Source organism: Exiguobacterium artemiae 255-15 (assembly GCF_000019905.1).
GTDB lineage: Bacteria > Bacillota > Bacilli > Exiguobacteriales > Exiguobacteriaceae > Exiguobacterium_A > Exiguobacterium_A artemiae.
In genome coordinates this window covers 431,848-448,746 of sequence record NC_010556.1, presented here as the reverse complement: position 1 = coordinate 448,746, position 16,899 = coordinate 431,848, and the positions used below count along the sequence as shown (strand labels likewise).

The 16,899-nt window shown below is 49.4% G+C and carries 19 protein-coding genes; 15 read left to right on the top strand and 4 right to left on the bottom strand.

The window, feature by feature from the left end; all coding sequences use genetic code 11:
* Positions 1 to 11 precede the first annotated feature (11 nt).
* The 6 genes from EXIG_RS02375 to EXIG_RS02350 all read left to right on the top strand — a co-directional run bounded on the left by EXIG_RS02375 (position 12) and on the right by EXIG_RS02350 (position 4,505).
* A complete protein-coding gene (locus EXIG_RS02375; protein ID WP_012369336.1) occupies positions 12 to 1,202 on the top strand; it encodes a 2,3-diketo-5-methylthiopentyl-1-phosphate enolase in 1,191 nt (396 codons plus the stop codon).
* Positions 1,199 to 1,858 (top strand): 2-hydroxy-3-keto-5-methylthiopentenyl-1-phosphate phosphatase, encoded by a 660-nt coding sequence (locus EXIG_RS02370; protein WP_012369335.1) that lies wholly within the window; start codon positions 1,199 to 1,201, stop codon positions 1,856 to 1,858. The genes EXIG_RS02375 and EXIG_RS02370 overlap by 4 nt, the downstream gene beginning before the upstream one ends.
* Entirely contained in the window at positions 1,855 to 2,475 is a 621-nt protein-coding gene (locus EXIG_RS02365) for a methylthioribulose 1-phosphate dehydratase (protein WP_012369334.1), read from the top strand. The genes EXIG_RS02370 and EXIG_RS02365 overlap by 4 nt, the downstream gene beginning before the upstream one ends.
* Positions 2,476 to 2,490: 15 nt before the next feature.
* Complete coding sequence (locus EXIG_RS02360) at positions 2,491 to 3,030, top strand: acireductone dioxygenase (protein WP_012369333.1); 540 nt, start codon at positions 2,491 to 2,493, stop codon at positions 3,028 to 3,030.
* A gap of 141 nt (positions 3,031 to 3,171) precedes the next feature.
* Positions 3,172 to 3,681 carry an arsinothricin resistance N-acetyltransferase ArsN1 family A gene (locus tag EXIG_RS02355; protein ID WP_012369332.1) on the top strand — a complete coding sequence of 170 codons (510 nt, stop codon included), beginning with the start codon at positions 3,172 to 3,174 and terminating at the stop codon, positions 3,679 to 3,681.
* Between the two features lie 68 nt (positions 3,682 to 3,749).
* Positions 3,750 to 4,505, top strand: a complete 756-nt coding sequence (locus EXIG_RS02350) for an MBL fold metallo-hydrolase (protein WP_012369331.1) — start codon at positions 3,750 to 3,752, stop codon at positions 4,503 to 4,505.
* A 61-nt stretch (positions 4,506 to 4,566) separates the two neighbouring features.
* Here the strand turns inward: EXIG_RS02350 and EXIG_RS02345 are convergent, their stop codons facing one another.
* Complete coding sequence (locus EXIG_RS02345) at positions 4,567 to 5,214, bottom strand: pentapeptide repeat-containing protein (protein WP_012369330.1); 648 nt, start codon at positions 5,212 to 5,214, stop codon at positions 4,567 to 4,569.
* Positions 5,215 to 5,372: 158 nt separating this feature from the next.
* Between EXIG_RS02345 and EXIG_RS02340 the strand changes: the two genes are divergently transcribed.
* From EXIG_RS02340 to EXIG_RS02330, 3 genes are all read left to right on the top strand, one after another.
* The gene (locus EXIG_RS02340) at positions 5,373 to 6,698 is read left to right on the top strand and encodes a Y-family DNA polymerase (protein ID WP_012369329.1); all 1,326 of its coding nucleotides are present in this window, start codon (positions 5,373 to 5,375) and stop codon (positions 6,696 to 6,698) included.
* Complete coding sequence (locus EXIG_RS02335) at positions 6,682 to 7,011, top strand: YolD-like family protein (RefSeq protein ID WP_012369328.1); 330 nt, start codon at positions 6,682 to 6,684, stop codon at positions 7,009 to 7,011. Before EXIG_RS02340 ends, EXIG_RS02335 begins: the two co-directional genes overlap by 17 nt.
* 69 nt (positions 7,012 to 7,080) lie before the next feature.
* Positions 7,081 to 7,893, top strand: coding sequence for a ZIP family metal transporter (locus EXIG_RS02330; protein WP_012369327.1), 813 nt, complete (start codon positions 7,081 to 7,083; stop codon positions 7,891 to 7,893).
* A gap of 63 nt (positions 7,894 to 7,956) precedes the next feature.
* On the opposite strand, the gene EXIG_RS02325 is transcribed toward EXIG_RS02330, so the two are convergent.
* Positions 7,957 to 10,080, bottom strand: coding sequence for a heavy metal translocating P-type ATPase (locus EXIG_RS02325; RefSeq protein WP_012369326.1), 2,124 nt, complete (start codon positions 10,078 to 10,080; stop codon positions 7,957 to 7,959).
* 171 nt (positions 10,081 to 10,251) lie between these two features.
* Between EXIG_RS02325 and EXIG_RS02320 the strand changes: the two genes are divergently transcribed.
* The 5 genes from EXIG_RS02320 to EXIG_RS02300 all read left to right on the top strand — a co-directional run bounded on the left by EXIG_RS02320 (position 10,252) and on the right by EXIG_RS02300 (position 13,983).
* Positions 10,252 to 11,088 (top strand): undecaprenyl-diphosphate phosphatase, encoded by an 837-nt coding sequence (locus EXIG_RS02320; RefSeq protein ID WP_012369325.1) that lies wholly within the window; start codon positions 10,252 to 10,254, stop codon positions 11,086 to 11,088.
* Between the two features lie 109 nt (positions 11,089 to 11,197).
* Positions 11,198 to 11,791 carry a LemA family protein gene (locus tag EXIG_RS02315; RefSeq protein ID WP_012369324.1) on the top strand — a complete coding sequence of 198 codons (594 nt, stop codon included), beginning with the start codon at positions 11,198 to 11,200 and terminating at the stop codon, positions 11,789 to 11,791.
* On the top strand, positions 11,788 to 12,528 hold the full coding sequence (locus EXIG_RS02310) for a TPM domain-containing protein (protein WP_012369323.1): 741 nt from the start codon (positions 11,788 to 11,790) through the stop codon (positions 12,526 to 12,528). Before EXIG_RS02315 ends, EXIG_RS02310 begins: the two co-directional genes overlap by 4 nt.
* A gap of 9 nt (positions 12,529 to 12,537) precedes the next feature.
* On the top strand, positions 12,538 to 12,810 hold the full coding sequence (locus EXIG_RS02305; protein WP_012369322.1) for a DUF1294 domain-containing protein: 273 nt from the start codon (positions 12,538 to 12,540) through the stop codon (positions 12,808 to 12,810).
* 177 nt (positions 12,811 to 12,987) lie between these two features.
* Positions 12,988 to 13,983: an EAL domain-containing protein gene (locus EXIG_RS02300; protein ID WP_234944561.1), complete on the top strand. Its 996-nt coding sequence runs from the start codon at positions 12,988 to 12,990 to the stop codon at positions 13,981 to 13,983.
* A 54-nt stretch (positions 13,984 to 14,037) separates the two neighbouring features.
* Here EXIG_RS02300 and EXIG_RS02295 read toward each other — a convergent pair whose 3' ends face one another.
* Positions 14,038 to 15,063, bottom strand: a complete 1,026-nt coding sequence (locus tag EXIG_RS02295; protein WP_012369320.1) for an iron-containing alcohol dehydrogenase family protein — start codon at positions 15,061 to 15,063, stop codon at positions 14,038 to 14,040.
* A 138-nt stretch (positions 15,064 to 15,201) separates the two neighbouring features.
* On the opposite strand from EXIG_RS02295, the gene EXIG_RS02290 reads away from it, so the two are divergent.
* Positions 15,202 to 16,026, top strand: coding sequence for an aldo/keto reductase (locus tag EXIG_RS02290; protein ID WP_012369319.1), 825 nt, complete (start codon positions 15,202 to 15,204; stop codon positions 16,024 to 16,026).
* A gap of 73 nt (positions 16,027 to 16,099) precedes the next feature.
* Here EXIG_RS02290 and EXIG_RS02285 read toward each other — a convergent pair whose 3' ends face one another.
* Complete coding sequence (locus tag EXIG_RS02285; RefSeq protein ID WP_131503404.1) at positions 16,100 to 16,855, bottom strand: general stress protein; 756 nt, start codon at positions 16,853 to 16,855, stop codon at positions 16,100 to 16,102.
* Between the last annotated feature and the right edge of the window lie 44 nt (positions 16,856 to 16,899).

Sequence of the window (16,899 nt, the reverse complement as noted above, 5' to 3'; positions counted from 1 at the left end):
AGACAGTCGATATGACGTATATTACCGCAACCTACCAACTCGGAACGACGGATCAGTTACCAAAACGGGCAGAACAAATCGCGCTCGGTTTGACCGTCGGTTCCTGGACCGATTTAAATCATTTGGAACAACAGCAGCTTGAATCGTTCAAAGGACAAGTTGTTCATACGGAAGAACACGACGGAAAAGGCTACATCACGATCCGTTATCCGGAACACAACGTCTCCCGTGACTTTTCAGCAATCTTAACGACCGTCTTCGGCAAGCTGTCGCTCGACGGACAAATCAAATTAACGGATTTACAGCTTCCGGCTTCGTTCACCACGGACTTCCCCGGTGCCAAATTCGGCATCGAGGGCGTCCGGCAGTTGATTCAAGTCCACGACCGTCCTCTGTTGATGAGCATCTTTAAAGGCGTCATCGGTCGGGACCTCACCTTTTTGCGGGAACAACTCGAAGCGCAACTTGCGGGTGGCATCGATCTCGTCAAAGATGATGAGATTTTGTACGATAATCCGTTGACGCCGGCACTCGACCGGGCGCGGATCGGACGCGACGTCCTAAATGCCCATTATGAAAAGACCGGCAAACGGGCGCTTTACGCGATTACGCTGAGCGGTTCCGTCTTCGGCTTGAAGGATCAGACGAAACGTTTGATTGAAGCCGGTGCGACCGCCTTTCTGCTCAATACGTTTACATACGGACTCGACGTCTTACGCGAATTAGCGGCTGATCCGGACATTTCCGTTCCGATTTTTAATCATCCGGCCTTAAGCGGTGCCTTGATCGCAAGCCCGGAATACGGCATTGCAGCCCCTGTTTTACTAGGGACTTTACCGCGGCTGGCCGGTGCCGATTTGACGTTGTTCCCGTCGCCTTACGGAAACGTCGCCCTCGCCAAAGACTTGGCGCGCGGAATTGCCGTCGAAGCCACACGGATCGGAGAAACGAAGACGATTCTTCCGGTTCCCTCGGCAGGCATTCATCCCGGTCTCGTCGCTCAGCTCGTTCATGATTTCGGGACCGATTCCGTCATCAATGCCGGTGGCGGCGTTCACGGTCATCCGCAGGGCGCGGCGGCCGGTGTGCTCGCTTTCCGTCAGGCCCTCGACGCAGCACTTGCCGGTGAATCGTTGACGAGTGCCGCAACGCGGCAGGAAGAGCTTCGGGTCGCCCTCGACGCCTGGGGGATTACGAAATGACGATCCGGATTTTATGTGACTTTGACGGGACCGTGACTGAACACGACAATATCATTGCGTTGATGACAGAATTCGCTCCCCCGGAAGCGTTTGAACCGTTGAAAAAAGGTGTCCTCGATCAATCGCTGTCCATCCAGTCCGGTGTCGGACAGATGTTCCGGTTGCTCCCCTCGGATCGCAAACAGGACTATATTGATTTTTTGGAACAGCGGGCTGTCATCCGTCCCGGCTTTAAGACCTTACTCGCCTTTGCCAAATCGAACGGGATTGACTTTGCGATCGTCAGCGGCGGAATCGACTTTTTTGTCCAACCGATTCTTCAAGAGTTACTGACAGATGAAGCGATTTACTGCAACGGCAGTGACTTCAGCGGGGAGACGATTCGTATTGAGTGGCCGCACACTTGCGATGCAGCATGCAACAATCAATGCGGGTGTTGTAAAACGTCGATTGCCCGGAAGCTCAAGCAGGATGGCGATATTATCGTCACGATCGGTGACTCCGTGACGGATTTTGAACTGGCGAAACAAGCGGATCATGTCTATGCCCGCGATTATCTGATTACGCTGTGCGAACAGCACGGGATTGCATACACACCATTTGAAACATTTTACGACATTGTTGATCATCTGCAGACAACGGAGGTGTACGCATGACATTTTTGACACGATACGAAGAACTCCGCGCCATCAAACAAGAGTTCGCAGCGCGGGACTGGTTTCCCGGTACAAGCGGTAACCTCGCTATTCGGACAAACAGCAGTCCGACGGAATTCCTTGTGACGGCAAGCGGGAAAGATAAACGGCAGGACACGCCGGACGATTTTGTCCATGTCGACGCGACCGGTCAATTGATCGGCGAGCAAAATGGACGTCCTTCCGCCGAGACGTTGCTGCATGTCGAAGTGTTTAACCGGACGACAGCCGGCTGCTCGCTTCATGTCCATACCGTCGACAACAACGTTATTTCGGAACTGTACGGAGACCGCGGGGAAATCCGGTTCCGCAGTCAGGAAATCATCAAAGCACTCGGCCGTTGGGAAGAAGATGCGGAAGTCATCGTGCCGATCATCACGAATCATGCCGACATCCCGACTCTTGCCGCTGACTTTGCCAAACACATCCGGACCGAAAGCGGCGCCGTTTTGATTCGCAATCACGGCATCACGGTTTGGGCACCGACTGCTTTTGAAGCCAAAAAACAGTTGGAAGCTTTTGAATTTTTGTTCAGCTACACCTTAAAACTGCAAGCGTGCCGACAGGCGATTTATTAAAAGGAGGAATTTACAATGGCAACAGTACTTTTCCAGAAAACAAACGAACGGTATACGGATCAAAATGAGGTATCTGCTTTTCTCGCTTCACGTGGTGTCCTGTATGAACAATGGGATGTCTCGAAGCTTCCGGCTGAACTGGTCGACACGTACACGTTGACGGATGCGGACAAACAAACGATTCTTGATACATTCCAATCGGAAATCACCGATGTTTCGGAACGACGCGGTTATCAGACGGCTGATATCATCTCCCTGTCTGACGCAACACCGAACTTGGATGAGTTGCTCGTCAACTTCCAAAAGGAGCATCACCATACGGATGACGAAGTCCGGTTCATCGTCAGCGGGCACGGTGTGTTTGCGATCCAGGATGACGAAGTCGGCTATTACAACATTGAGTTGAACCCGGGTGATTTGATTTCCGTACCAGTCAACACACGCCATTACTTCACGCTCCAAGAGGATCGAAAAGTTGTGGCGGTCCGGATTTTCGTGACAACGGACGGCTGGGTTCCGATTTATGAGAAGGATCCGATTGAAACAGCAAACTAAGAAAATATCCTGAAGACAGACGGTCCGAATCATCCGGCCGTCTGTTTTTTCGGTCCCATTCCTATCCTACAAACATACCGCTTGTTTCCCCTTCCTCCTATATAATGAAGAAAAGACTTATTTTAACTGGAGGTCACGTGTATGATGATTCGCCCTGTTAAGGAAGACGATTTAAAAGACATCCTTGCCATCTATAACGAAGGCATCGAAGACCGGATCGCGACGCTTGAAACGGATACGAAGGAATTGTCTTTCATGGAAGACTGGTATCGGGAACGGACACCCCGTTATGCCGGTTTTGTGGCGTATGAAGGAACAACGATTCTTGGCTTCATCTCACTTGACCCTTATAACCCTCGTCCCGTCTATCAATCCGTCGGTGAACTGTCGGTCTACATCACCCGGACCCATCGCGGACAGGGCATCGGGCGTCAGCTGTTACATGTCATCGAAGAACACGCGATTACACAAGGTTTCCATAAGTTGATTCTGTTTACGTTCCCCTTTAACAAAATCGGTCAAAAACTGTACATCCGGTCCGGCTTCCGGATTGTCGGAACGTTTAAGGAACAAGGTATGCTCAACGGATATTATGTGGACGTCCTGGCGATGGAGAAGCTGCTCCCGAAAACCATCGACGATCAAATATGATTAACACGGCGTCTGAATGGGAAATGAACGAACAGTGAAACATTCCCAACCCGAAAGGAAGACTGCCCGTGGATATTCAACAGATCCGTAATGCGACACTCGTCGTCAACTATGCCAATCAAGTATTTTTGATCGATCCGTTTCTCGGTGAAAAAGGATCTCTTCCGCCGTTCGGAGAGACGCCGAACGCCGTTCCGAATCCGCTCGTCGACTTGCCCGTTGATGTCTCGACACTGCTTGATCCGGATGCGATTTTCGTCACCCACCTCCATGCCGATCATTTTGATGAGACAGCAAAAGAAATTCTGCCGAAACAGATTCCGCTGTATGCACAAAACCAGGCGGATGCGGCGACAATCCGCGAAGCCGGATTCACGAACGTCTCGTCGTTTGAAAACGGACTGGCGCTCGGTGATATCCGCGTTTACCATACGTCAGGCCGGCACGGTGTCGGGGAAATCGGTCAACGGATGGGCACCGTCTCCGGTCTCGTCTTGACGCACCCGGACGAACCGACACTTTACATCGCCGGTGACACGATTTGGTGTGAAGAAGTTGAGACGGCAATCGAGCAGCATGCGCCTGACATCATCATCGTCAACAGCGGCGCGGCACAATTTTTGACCGGCGAACCGATTACGATGTCCCAGCGTGATTTGCTGGCTGTTCATCAGGCGGCGGCTGAAGCGACTATCATCGTCTCTCACCTCGAGTCGGTCAACCATTGCCTGTTGCGCCGTGATATGATTGCTGATTTTCTGGCCGCCCACCATCTGTCCGCTCATTTTCTCATCCCGGATGACGGTGAAACCATTTCCTTTTAAACGAAACGAAGTCCACTCTCCCGAATACGACGGGGACAGTGGACTTCGTTTTTTTTACTGGTTAACCATGACTTGGAATGACGAGTCCGAGTAACCGGGCAAAGGTGATAGCCTGGCTTTCCGTAACGATGGCCCCCGGCAAAAAGCGTGGATCAATCGTGATGCCGGATAAGTCGGCTTGTCGCAAATCCAGTCCTTTTAATGCCGTCTCGACCCATTGACTTTCCGACAAATCAACTTCATGCAGTCGGAAATCGATTGGCTTCATTTCAAAGAAATGACTTTCCCGCATCGATGTCTGTTCCAGTGTGACATGACGCAACGCCGTCCGGATGACTTGGGCGTAATTGGCCTGACAGTCTTTGATTGTTACGTGATCGATCGTGTTCGACTCAAAATGAATTCCGGTCAGGCGGCAATCCTCAAAAACAACCCGATGAAAACGACTGTCCTGAAACTGACATCCTGTCAGGTCACATTGTTCAAAACGGACATTTTCAAATGAAGCCCGCTCAAAGACCAGTCCTGCAAACGAGACATTCCGAAAACAGACTTGATTGACGTCGAGCCGTTCCGTCAGTTCGACCGGCAACGTCTCTTTCTCATACAACGTTTGATACAGATACGGATCATCGATTTCAACATCCGCAAAGGTTTCCGATGTCAACTGTTGCGGTAACTCGGGTAATTGAATGATTTGTTTTTTCATGTACTTCCCCTTCTTTCCTTTACATCGCATTCACCTTTTCCAGTGTAGCAAAGATTGACTCTTTTTTTATTTTTTTGATTTGAGACCGCTTGAGACCATGATATAGTCAAATCAAAAATAAGAACAAACGTTCTTTTATGTAGTAAGGAGTGTTTTCTATGAATCCGATCCTACCTTTTCCGGACCGACGGATTTTTTGTGTCGACAGTGTCTCTTTTTATGCCAGTTGTGAATGCCGTTATCGAAATTTACCTCCTTTAACGACGAAACTTGCTGTCGTATCGGACTTAACCCGATCCGGATCGGTTATCCTTGCGGCCAGTCCCGCTTTAAAACAACTCGGAATCAAGACAGCTAGTCGTCTTTATCAGATTGAGCAGTTGCCTTATCGTGAGCGGAAACAGATTGTGCTCGTCGAACCACGGATGCTGGCATACATGAAAACATCGATCGAAGTGCTGGACGTCTTGCATCAGTTTGCGCCGCCCGACGCAATCCGGATTTATTCAATTGATGAAAACTTTGTCGACATGAGCGGAACGGAACGGCTTTTCGGATCAGACACGGAAACAGCCTGGAAAATTCAGACGGCAATCTGGCAACAGACCGGCATTCCGGTCCGGATCGGAATCGGTCCGAACAACGTCATTGCAAAGCTGGTCCTCGATTTACGCGGAAAACGTGAAGGTATCGCACAATGCGGTTATGCGGATGTCTCTCGGTTGTTGCATGATTTTCCGGTCCGCAAGATGTGGGGCGTCGGACGGATGATGGAGCAACACTTGTCGGTAATGGGAATCCACACCATTGGGGACCTGGCAGCAGCCCCGGTCGAAGATCTGCACGAACGGTTCGGCGTAATCGGGGCAGAACTTTGGCACCATGCCTGGGGAATCGACGGTTCTCCGACAATCATTGATCCGATGACCTTGTTCCGGACTGCACCGGATACCAAACGAACGATCGGACATGGGGTGACCCTGATGCGTGACTATTACCAGTACGAACAGATTCGTTTAGTTCTCGCCGAATTAGCAAGTGATGTTGCGGCACGGGTCCGTTTTTCCAATCAGGTCGGTTGGACGGTCCATCTTGGCGTCCGCTACTCTCGACATGTCGCCCGTGACGGCTTTTCAAAACAGCTCCGATTGCCTTATCCGACCGCCGATGAACGGCTGTTATTACGTCATATTCTTCAATTGTTCGAACCGAATTGGCTCGACGGTGAACCGGTTCGCTTTCTATCGGTCGCTCTTGGACAACTCACCCCGGATCAGGGAACACTTCAATTGTCCTTGTTTGAAGACAATACAAAGGTCTGGCGCCGAAAACGGTTATTAAAAGCCATCGATCACGTCAATTTACGTTACGGTAAAGGAACGATCCGTTTGGCGGTGTCATTCCTCGATACAAGTGTCGCGAAACGCCGGCTCCGATTCGTCGGCGGACATCCGGGAGGTGATTTACATGACACGTTATCGTGACCGCGGAAATCTCAAATGGCTTCCCTTTTTGATGCCGGAACACATTCAACTCCTCAAAGCCTACTATCTTGAAACACATCAAATCGATTTTCCTGTCATCGATGAACAATTGCAGTATCCTTGGCAGTTCTTACTCGAACAAGCATTAATAGAAGGAATCGAGCTCGAAATCACGTATTATAGTGAAAGAGGCTATGTCACGACATCCGGATTCATCGAGCAGGTTCACCGTGAGCGCGCGTACCTTGTTTTGCGCGGGTCCTCACGGATTGAAATTCCGCTCGGACGAATCATCCGGATCGAAAACGGGTAGAAGAGACAGAAGCTGCTGTACGATACGCACTTATTTTAAGAATTGTCATTGAAAGAAGGATTGATTGGTATGATGGAATGGTTTACCGGACTTCCGGTCGTCATGCAAGCCCTGCTTGCCGGTATGATGACCTGGGGATTGACGGCACTCGGGGCCGCACTTGTCTTCGTCTTTACGACGATTGAAAAACGGGTCATGAATATGATGCTCGGCTTTGCAGCCGGTGTCATGATTGCGGCGTCGTTTTGGTCCTTGCTTGCCCCTGCAATTGAATTTACGGAAAAAGATGGTGGGATTGCCTGGTTGCCGGCCGCAATCGGTTTCCTCGCAGGCGGTTTTTTTGTCCGCCTCCTGGATTTTGTAACTCCCCATCTGCACTTATCCGCTCCGCTCGAAACCGCTGAAGGTCCTTCGACCGGTCTGAAAAAAACAACATTGCTGTTTCTCGCGATTACGCTCCACAATATCCCGGAAGGACTCGCGATCGGTGTCGCTTTCGGTGCCGCCGCACTGAACATGGATGGTGCGACCGTTGCCGGTGCCTTGACACTGGCACTTGGAATCGGGATTCAAAACATGCCGGAAGGGGCTGCTTTGTCGATTCCGCTTCGCGGAGAAGGCATGTCACGTCGGCGTGCCTTTAACTACGGACAATTGTCGGCGATCGTCGAACCGATTGCCGCTATGGTCGGAGCTGCTGCCGTCTTCTTTATTCAACCGCTCTTGCCGTATGCTTTGGCGTTTGCCGCCGGCGCAATGATTTTCGTCGTCGTCGAAGAATTGATTCCCGAATCACAGGCTGAAAACGGATCAGACTTGGCAACACTTGGTCTGATGGTCGGTTTCACTGTTATGATGATTCTTGACGTCGCACTTGGCTGATGTAACATCAATAAAACCTCTCCCGTGTAAATATGGGAGAGGTTTTATTTGTAGATTGAATTCTTATTTTCGTAAAATCCGCATCGCGTTTAAGACCGCGAGCACCGTTACACCAACATCGGCAAAAACAGCTTCCCACATCGTCGCAACACCAAAGGCGCCAAGCAATAAGAACACGCCTTTGATACCAAGTGCAAATGCAATGTTCTGATAAACGATCCGGCGTGTCGCCCGGGCAATCCGAATCGCTTCGACGAGCTGTTTCGGTTCATCCGTCATCAGGACGACGTCTGCCGCTTCAATTGCGACATCACTTCCGAGTCCACCCATCGCAATCCCGACATCCGCCCGCGTCAACACGGGAGCATCGTTGATTCCGTCGCCGACAAACGCGACCCGGCCGTTCGCTTGATACAAGATAGCTTCTAATTGTTCCACTTTTTGATCCGGTAACAGTTCCGCCTTCACTTGCGTTATCCCGATTTGTCGCCCGATCTGCTCCGCCGTTTCCCGGCGGTCGCCGGTCAACATGATTGTCTGACGAATTCCGAGTGCTTTCAGCCCGTCCAACGCTTCTACCGTCGTGTCTTTAATACGGTCGGCAATCCGGATAAATCCAAGGTAGCTGTCATTTTGGGCCACATGTACGTAGGTCCCGTCTTCGGTCTGATCGAGCGGCGTCAAGCCGAGTTCTTTGAACCACCGGGCATTTCCGGCCTGAATCTGATCCGTGCCGAACCGTCCGGTGACGCCGGAACCGGCTACTTCCTGATAGTCTTGAACAGCGGTCGAAACAGAAGCGTGCCGGGCATACATCCGCTGAATGGATTTAGCAATCGGATGATTGGAATGTTGCTCAACGGTCGCTGCGACGCGAAGCAGTTCGTCTTCCGATCCATGCACGGCTTTCAGTTCGACGACTTCAAACACCCCTTCCGTCAACGTTCCCGTTTTATCGAAGACGACCGTATCGAGTTGTTGTAACGCTTCGAGATGATTTCCGCCTTTGACGAGAATACCGCGTTTCGAAGCGGCGCCGATTCCGCTAAAGAAGCCGAGCGGAATTGAAATGACGAGCGCACACGGACAACTGATGACAAGGAACACCAGTGCCCGGTAAATCCAGTCACTCCACGTCGCTCCCGTCACGACAAGCGGCGGCACGACGGCAAGCAGTGTTGCCACCAGAACGACAATCGGTGTGTAAACCCGTGCAAATCGTGTGATGAATTTTTCCGTCGGTGCTTTATGACGTGACGCATTTTCCACTAAATCGAGAATTTTAGCGACGGTCGACTCATTGTACGGCCGGTCTACTTGAATCAACAGATGACCGTCAGTGTTGATTGTTCCGGCTAAAACCGGCTCGGTCGGACGGACACGCCGCGGGACGGATTCCCCCGTCAACGCGGTCGTATCAATGAACGCTTCTCCTGTCAGAACCGTTCCATCGAGTGGAATCTTCTCCCCTGCCCGGACAACGATCCGTTGACCGATATTGACCTGTTCCGGACTCACACGTCGTCCATCCTCAAGCGTCGCAATATCTGGCCGGATATCCATCAGCGCAGCAATCGATTTCCGCGACTGATCGACAGCACGGTGTTGGAAAAACTCCCCGACTTGATAAAACAACATGACAGCGACGGCTTCCGGATACTCTCCGATTAAAAAAGCACCGACCGTCGCAATGACCATCAAGAAGTTCTCGTCAAACACCTGACCATGCCGGATATTTCTGACAGCGGTTTGAAGGACATCCCAACCGATTAAAAAATAGGCAACCGCAAAAAATAGAAGGTCAATTGATCCCGGAACAAAAAAAGCACTGATGAACGAGATCATACCGACACTGTATTGTATTTTTTTCGTACGGTTCAAAAATGGACCATGATCGTGCGGATGGCTGTGGTCATGTCCCGCGTGTTCACGCGGATCGACGGCTTCTGTGGACGCCGTCCGGACGAGGTGGACATCCGGTTCAAGTTGCTGAATCCGTTCGACGACTGCCTGATACGTATCGTCGCTTGCAGCGCCCTTTTCATATGTCAGATAGAGTTTCTGACCGGCAAAATCCAAATCAGCTTGTTCGATGCCTGCCACGCTCGCGACACCCCGTTCCACCTTCGCCGCACAGTTGGCACAATCAATTCCTGTAATTTTCAGACGTTCTGTTTTCGCTTCCATTCCCTCACCTCATTCAAACGTTTGTTTGATTATAAGTTCAGTGTACTCTTTTTTGATGCTTGCAACAAGCCGGATTTCTCTCAGTCCTGCGCCCTATATTTCGATTCGTTCTATCTCAGAAGAATAAAACATGATATGTTTTTATTTAGAATAATATAGAAGGAGAATAACATGACTATCATTGAATTACTTAAAGCACTTTTACTCGGTTTCATCGAAGGAATGACGGAATTCGCCCCTGTCTCCTCGACCGGACATATGATCATCGTTGATGACATGTGGCTTCAAACAACGGACTTCTTAGGGAAGTACTCGGCGAACACCTTTAAAATCGTCATCCAACTCGGTTCGATTTTAGCCGTCATCGTCGTCTTTTGGAAACGGCTGTTCAGTTTAATCGGTCTTTATAAAATCGAAGGTGAACATGATGCATCGGGTACGCATAAATTAAAATTACGCCACGTCCTGATTGGTTTACTCCCGGCAGCCGTTCTCGGTCTGTTGTTTGAAGACTTCATCGACGAAAATCTTTTCTCGATCGATACAGTCATCATCGGTCTTGCCGCCGGTGCGATCCTGATGATTGCCGCCGATAAACTCGGACCAAAAGAACCGAAGACAACGTCGCTTGATCAAATTTCGTATCGTCAGGCAGCACTCGTCGGTCTGTTCCAATGTATCTCGCTTTGGCCGGGATTCTCACGGTCCGGCTCAACGATTTCCGGTGGTGTTTTCCTCGGAATGAATCACCGGACAGCAGCGGACTTTACATTCATCATGGCGGTTCCGATCATGTTCGGGGCAAGTGCCTTGTCACTCGTCAAGAACTGGGAATATATCAATGTCGGAGATCTTGGATTTTATGTAGTCGGTTTCATCGCTTCGTTCGGCTTTGCGTTATTGTCGATCCGCTTCTTCCTGAAACTGATCAATAAAATCAAACTCGTTCCGTTTGCGATTTACCGTCTTGTCCTGGCAGCGGTTCTTGCCGTTATCGTCTATATGTAATCCCAAAAATCATCAGCTTTTCGCTGATGGTTTTTTTATTTTTTGAAACTTATTGTTGCGGATTAGGGTATAGATAGTTGAGATACAGAAAAAAGGAGTGGTCATCAATATGGCTCGTAGAAATCGTGGAGGTTCCAAGTTACCTCTCATCATCGGGATTGCAGTCGTCGTCCTGATTGCCTTTTTAGCAATCGGACAGTACAACAGTCTCGTCAATGTCGAAGAAGATGTTTCGAATAAGTGGTCGCAAGTCGATAATCAGATCAAACGCCGGGCGGATTTAATTCCGAATCTCGTCGAAACCGTCAAAGGGGTCGCCGGTCAGGAACAAAAAGTTTATGGGGATATCGCCGAAGCACAAGCCGGTCTTGCCCGTGCCGCTTCGACGGAACAACGGATTGAAGCCGATCAACAGGTCACGTCTTCACTTCGCGGATTGATTGCGTTGCAAACGACATATCCGGAATTAAAATCAAGCGAACGATTCCAATCGTTAATGGATACACTAGAAGGCACGGAAAACCGTTTGGGTATTGCTCGGAAAGATTATAATGATGCCGTGACCGTTTACAATAAAAAACGTCGCAGCTTCCCGACTTCGCTTTATGCTTCGGCATTTGGTTTCGAGAAAAAACCATATTATGAAATCTCGGAAAGTGACCGTGAAAATCCAACGGTCGACTTCAATAGTGACTCGAAATGATTTGGCGGCGAACGCGACTGCTTTTTACCGCGTTCCTCGTCTTCTTCCTTCTGACTCCGACTGCCGAAGCCGTGTCAGAACGCACGGGCGCAGCGTTCTTCATCCAGGATGATGCACAGCTGCTGACCGCGTCGGAAGAAGCGGAGCTCGCTCGTCTCGGGCAAGAACTCGAACAATACACGACAGCACAGGTCGTTCTCAAGACGGTGCCGGATTTAAAAGGACAGGATTTAAGCACGTATGCCAATGAAACGTTTCGGGCTCAAGGCATCGGGCAGGCCGGAAAAGATAACGGGATTCTCGTCGTCGTGGCACCAAACGAAAAAGACCGGAATTTTCGGATTGAAGTCGGCTATAAGCTCGAAGGAATTCTGACCGACATCACAGCGGGACGGATTCTGGACAAATACGCCGTTCCGTATCGGGATCAAGGTGATTATGGCAAAGCAGCATCCGAAACGTACAAAGCGGTCGTCAGCGTCGTGTCAAAAGAACAGTCGCTTGAATCGCAGGATCCGGTCAAGAAAAGTACGGACGGCGGTTTGAGTACTTGGGCAAAAGTCCTGATCGGTGCCGGTCTTGTCCTCTTGCTGTTCCTCGACATGAAGTTCACCGGGGGCATGTTCTTCTTTGCCATCATCAATATCTTTTCCGCCATCATGCGTGGCGGTGGAGGTGGTGGCGGTGGCAGCCGGGGTGGCGGCGGAAGTTCCGGCGGCGGCGGCGCGGAAAGGTAATAAACAGACATGACTATTTTTTCAACTATCGCTGCCTTTTACGGCATCATGACCGTTGTCGGATTTATCTCGATGTGGCGGGATAAACGTAAAGCCCAGCAACATGCCTGGCGGACACCGGAAGCCACCTTGTTGACGATTGCTTTTTTGGGCGGCGCGCTCGGGACGCTTTTAGCCATGCAGCTCGTCCGGCATAAAACACGGACCGCCAAATTTCAACTCTTCGTACCGCTTGCGATTTTACTGCATGCGACGCTGTGGATTTTTTGGATTCGGTCATAATTCTTCAGATTATGTATCAATTAACCGATAAGAGAGACAGGATGATTCGTCATATGACGAACCTACCTGTCTCCTTTTTTAGTTTGGTCAATAGAAGCGCAAATAGTTGATATTAGGTTTATCAATAGATTACGTTCGGGTAAAGAATTTAACCAATTTAACAAATACATGTTTAACATGTATTTAAATCAGAAAGGTGGACATCCATTCATGTGGCATCCTTGCGCCGAATGTACAACAACAATCCGATTTATCGAAGCAGGTTCTTTACATATTCAATCGCCGACACCGGAAGTATTTTCTTACAGTTCATTTGAGCAGTTGGAACAAATCCTTAGCTCTACGTTACAGATTGGGGATTTTCCGGTTTCCTGCCGGGCGAAAGGATCACGTCTCGTGACACCTGTACTTGCAGCTTCTGTTTTGCTCGAACAGTTGAAGAGCCGACAAGCCATTGATTTCATTCAAAATGGAGTCATGACGAGTCATCTGCAACCCATATTCAATATCCAGGACAACAGCTTATTCGCAAACGAAGCTTTGCTCCGGGCCGCCGATCAAACGATTCCGATGTCTCCCGGCCTCCTCTTTTCGACGGCTTCAAAAATGGGACTTCATTCCCGCCTCGATCAACGGGCGCGAGAAGAAGCCATTCGGGCAACACATTTGGTTGGAGGAACACAGAAAACATTCATTAATTTCCTTCCTTCAACCATCTACAATCCGGAATATTGCCTGCGTCATACGTTCGAAATCGTCGAACGGTATAACGTCGATCCAAGCCGGCTCGTGTTCGAAGTCGTCGAAACCGAAAAAATCGAAGACGTCAATCACTTGAAACATGTCTTCGAACAATATAAAAAACAGGGCATTCAAGTCGCACTGGACGATGTCGGTGCCGGCTTCTCGACGCTTGATATGTTGTCGTTACTCCAACCGGATTACGTTAAAATTGACCGCGCCTTCATCTCAAACTGTGACACAGTAGCAGAAAATGAAGCGTTCCTGCGAAAAGCACGTCATTTAACAAAAGAGATGGGGATTCAAATTCTTGCAGAAGGGATCGAACGTCAGGAAGAACTTGAGCTCTGCCGCGAACTTGGATTTGACTTCGGTCAAGGTTATCTGCTCGGTCACCCTGCCCCTTATTCGGAGCTGGCAAAAGCACAATGAACGTAAAGTCCCGCTCCTCAAAAACGAGGAGCGGGACTTTGTCTTATATCACCTTCAAGGTATGAGAACGGCTTCCCGGTCATTTTTCATTAAAGTCGAAAGAACGGTCGCTTTCGACCAATCCGTCTCAATCAATTGACAGAGTGGTTCTCGACCAATTCGTTGCGCCAAGTCGGCTCGCTCCGCTTCCGTCAATCCAAGCGCTGTACTCGTCGTCGGTTGTTTGTTTTCCATCAAATACTGTAGCAACTCGTTATAGAACACCGTTTCATCTAACAACAACTCTTGAATCAATAAGCCGTAACCGACTTTACTTCCGTGTAAAATCCGGTTCGTCGACGGGAACGGAGATAACGCATTATGAACACCGTGACCAATCGCCCCACGTGTTGCTTCGTCACCGAATCCACCGACACTTCCGGCAAGCGGAATGACCGTCTCCACCAGATGTTGAATCGGGGACGAATACTCCTGAAATTGTTTTGGACTGATCGGTGTCTGCAAAATTAATCGTTTACAGTGTTCTGCCATCCGTAAGGCCGATTCGACGACAGGATGGTCAGAAGTCGATCCGCTCAGCGCCCGGGCTTCGTACCATTTCGCTAATGTATCGACCAGTCCGGCAACAAAATAATCATATGGACTGGCTGCTAAAATCCGATAGTCGAGCAATAATGCTTCAATGACGACAGGAATCGTGTCAAAACGAAGGTACCGACCCCGTTCATCATACATGACACTAAGGGGTGTCCACGGGGCACAGTTCGAGACGATCGTCGGAATGACAATCAACGGGTAATTTCGTTTGACGGCCACTTGTTTGGCCGTATCAATGACGGACCCGCCGCCAAGAGCGATGATCATTTCGTACGCGGCACATTGTTCTGTAAGCTCTATTACCTGCTGATCTGTACAATGTCCGGAAAACAGCAGCTTCGGCAATTCCGGCAAATACTGTTCGGACGATTTTAATGCCTGTTCACCGTGAATCAGCACCGCTTTTCTCCCCCGTAACAATTCTGAAAGCCGATCGACGGCTTGTTCTTCGTGTATGTATTGTAAAACGGCTTGACGAATCATCCTGATCCCTCCCATTATTTGTTAACGCTCAGTATACGGATTTCCTTGCGCCAATTCAACCCTTCCTTTGATTCGATTTTCGAAAGTGAAAAGCGTAAACTGGGTAAGACAGGATTATTATCTTAAGGGGGAATTCAAATGGAATTCGTTACGTTGAACAATGGGCTGGTCATGCCGCAACTCGGATACGGTGTGTTTAAAGTCCCGGAACAGGAAGTGTATGAAGCGGTGCGGGAAGCTTTACGGGTCGGCTACCGTTCCATTGATACGGCAATGATTTATGAAAACGAGGCCGGTGTCGGTCGCGCCTTAAAGGATTCGGGGATTCCACGGGAAGATATCTTTTTGACGACAAAGGTTTGGAATAAGGATCAAGGTTATGAACGGACACTGGCCGCGTTTGAAACCAGTCTCCAAAAGCTCGGGGTTGATTACGTTGATTTATACTTGATTCATTGGCCGATGCCGGACGAGGATTTGTATATGGATACGTGGCGTGCTTTAGAACAGCTGTATCGAGATGGCAAAGCAAAAGCGATCGGAGTATCGAATTTCCACATTCCGCATTTAACACGGGTATTGGAAGAAGGAACCGTCGTCCCTGCCGTCAATCAAATCGAACTGCATCCGTTCTTAAGTCAGGAAGCGATTCGCGCATTTTGCCAAAAGAACGGGATTGTCGTCGAAGCCTGGAGCCCGTTGATGAAGGGACGCGATGCCTTAACAGACCCGGTCATCACAGACATCGCGGCACGTCACGGTAAGACACCTGCTCAAGTCGTTCTCCGTTGGCATCTTCAGCATGACATCATCGCGATCCCGAAATCCGTCACACCAAGCCGGATTCAGGAAAACTTGGACATCTTTGATTTTGTGTTATCACCGGATGACATGCGACAAATCGATCAGCTCAATCGGAATGAGCGGACCGGCTCGAATCCGGACGAGATGCATAAAAAATAAGACGAGGCTTACATCAACGTAAACATCGCCCCATACAAAAAGGCTGACATGAGCGTCAGCCTTTTTGTATGCATTAACGATCCAAATCATTTCCGTGATCTTGTTTTGCTAAATCATCGGAATGATCCGCAGAACGGTTCGGACGGTGGATATCGTCTTTTTTCCCGTCCTGCTGTTCTTCGTGACGTACTTTTTGTTCTTCCCACTCCGGACGCTTAAAATCATCGTCCCGGCGCATCGCGATATCCGGTTTACGATCTTCTTTTAACTTGGCATGATGAATGGCTTCTTCGTCTTGCGGCATCTTATCCGTACCGGCACGGTGCAAATCAATCTCCGCGTGTTCTTCTTTTGAGTCTTTATCGACATCAAGCGGATTTCCCGATCCGAGTTGGGCATTTGAATTGGCATCGTCCGATGTATGCGTTTCTTCGTAACTGCCGTAACGTACTTTGACGTCAGGATGTGTATTGTCCGTGTTTAAGTGGGGATCGAACTGAATGTCCTGAACTTCCAGTAACAGAACGAATCCACCGCCTTCGACTTCCGTCTTATGGACCTCGACTTGATCCGCCGGTAAATCGAGTGAACCAAACAGATCATTTACTTCCTGATCACGTCCCTGATTCCCGCGAATCCGGTCAATCCACGACGGTTTCGTCGTCGCGATTTCCGCGTCCATCTGACTGCGGACCAGTTGAAGATTCGATTTTTCTTTAACGATGATATAAAAATCTTCTTCGCGATGACCTTGCTGATGCAACTCATCCATTTTTGAAATCAGTTCTTCCTCTTTATAAAACGTTCCGATATACTGTTTCGTTTTCATATCCATCCATCCCCTTATGCACGATTTTAATGACGTACTTGTCT

What these genes read in the sequence shown, in the direction of transcription:
- EXIG_RS02375 (WP_012369336.1), top strand. Translation starts at nt 12, where the DNA reads ATGACGTATATTACCGCAACCTACCAACTCGGAACGACGGATCAGTTA.
- EXIG_RS02370 (WP_012369335.1), top strand. Translation starts at nt 1,199, where the DNA reads ATGACGATCCGGATTTTATGTGACTTTGACGGGACCGTGACTGAACAC.
- EXIG_RS02365 (WP_012369334.1), top strand. Translation starts at nt 1,855, where the DNA reads ATGACATTTTTGACACGATACGAAGAACTCCGCGCCATCAAACAAGAG.
- EXIG_RS02360 (WP_012369333.1), top strand. Translation starts at nt 2,491, where the DNA reads ATGGCAACAGTACTTTTCCAGAAAACAAACGAACGGTATACGGATCAA.
- EXIG_RS02355 (WP_012369332.1), top strand. Translation starts at nt 3,172, where the DNA reads ATGATGATTCGCCCTGTTAAGGAAGACGATTTAAAAGACATCCTTGCC.
- EXIG_RS02345 (WP_012369330.1), bottom strand. Translation starts at nt 5,214, where the DNA reads ATGAAAAAACAAATCATTCAATTACCCGAGTTACCGCAACAGTTGACA.
- EXIG_RS02340 (WP_012369329.1), top strand. Translation starts at nt 5,373, where the DNA reads ATGAATCCGATCCTACCTTTTCCGGACCGACGGATTTTTTGTGTCGAC.
- EXIG_RS02335 (WP_012369328.1), top strand. Translation starts at nt 6,682, where the DNA reads ATGACACGTTATCGTGACCGCGGAAATCTCAAATGGCTTCCCTTTTTG.
- EXIG_RS02330 (WP_012369327.1), top strand. Translation starts at nt 7,081, where the DNA reads ATGATGGAATGGTTTACCGGACTTCCGGTCGTCATGCAAGCCCTGCTT.
- EXIG_RS02325 (WP_012369326.1), bottom strand. Translation starts at nt 10,080, where the DNA reads ATGGAAGCGAAAACAGAACGTCTGAAAATTACAGGAATTGATTGTGCC.
- EXIG_RS02320 (WP_012369325.1), top strand. Translation starts at nt 10,252, where the DNA reads ATGACTATCATTGAATTACTTAAAGCACTTTTACTCGGTTTCATCGAA.
- EXIG_RS02315 (WP_012369324.1), top strand. Translation starts at nt 11,198, where the DNA reads ATGGCTCGTAGAAATCGTGGAGGTTCCAAGTTACCTCTCATCATCGGG.
- EXIG_RS02310 (WP_012369323.1), top strand. Translation starts at nt 11,788, where the DNA reads ATGATTTGGCGGCGAACGCGACTGCTTTTTACCGCGTTCCTCGTCTTC.
- EXIG_RS02305 (WP_012369322.1), top strand. Translation starts at nt 12,538, where the DNA reads ATGACTATTTTTTCAACTATCGCTGCCTTTTACGGCATCATGACCGTT.
- EXIG_RS02300 (WP_234944561.1), top strand. Translation starts at nt 12,988, where the DNA reads ATGTATTTAAATCAGAAAGGTGGACATCCATTCATGTGGCATCCTTGC.
- EXIG_RS02295 (WP_012369320.1), bottom strand. Translation starts at nt 15,063, where the DNA reads ATGATTCGTCAAGCCGTTTTACAATACATACACGAAGAACAAGCCGTC.
- EXIG_RS02290 (WP_012369319.1), top strand. Translation starts at nt 15,202, where the DNA reads ATGGAATTCGTTACGTTGAACAATGGGCTGGTCATGCCGCAACTCGGA.
- EXIG_RS02285 (WP_131503404.1), bottom strand. Translation starts at nt 16,855, where the DNA reads ATGAAAACGAAACAGTATATCGGAACGTTTTATAAAGAGGAAGAACTG.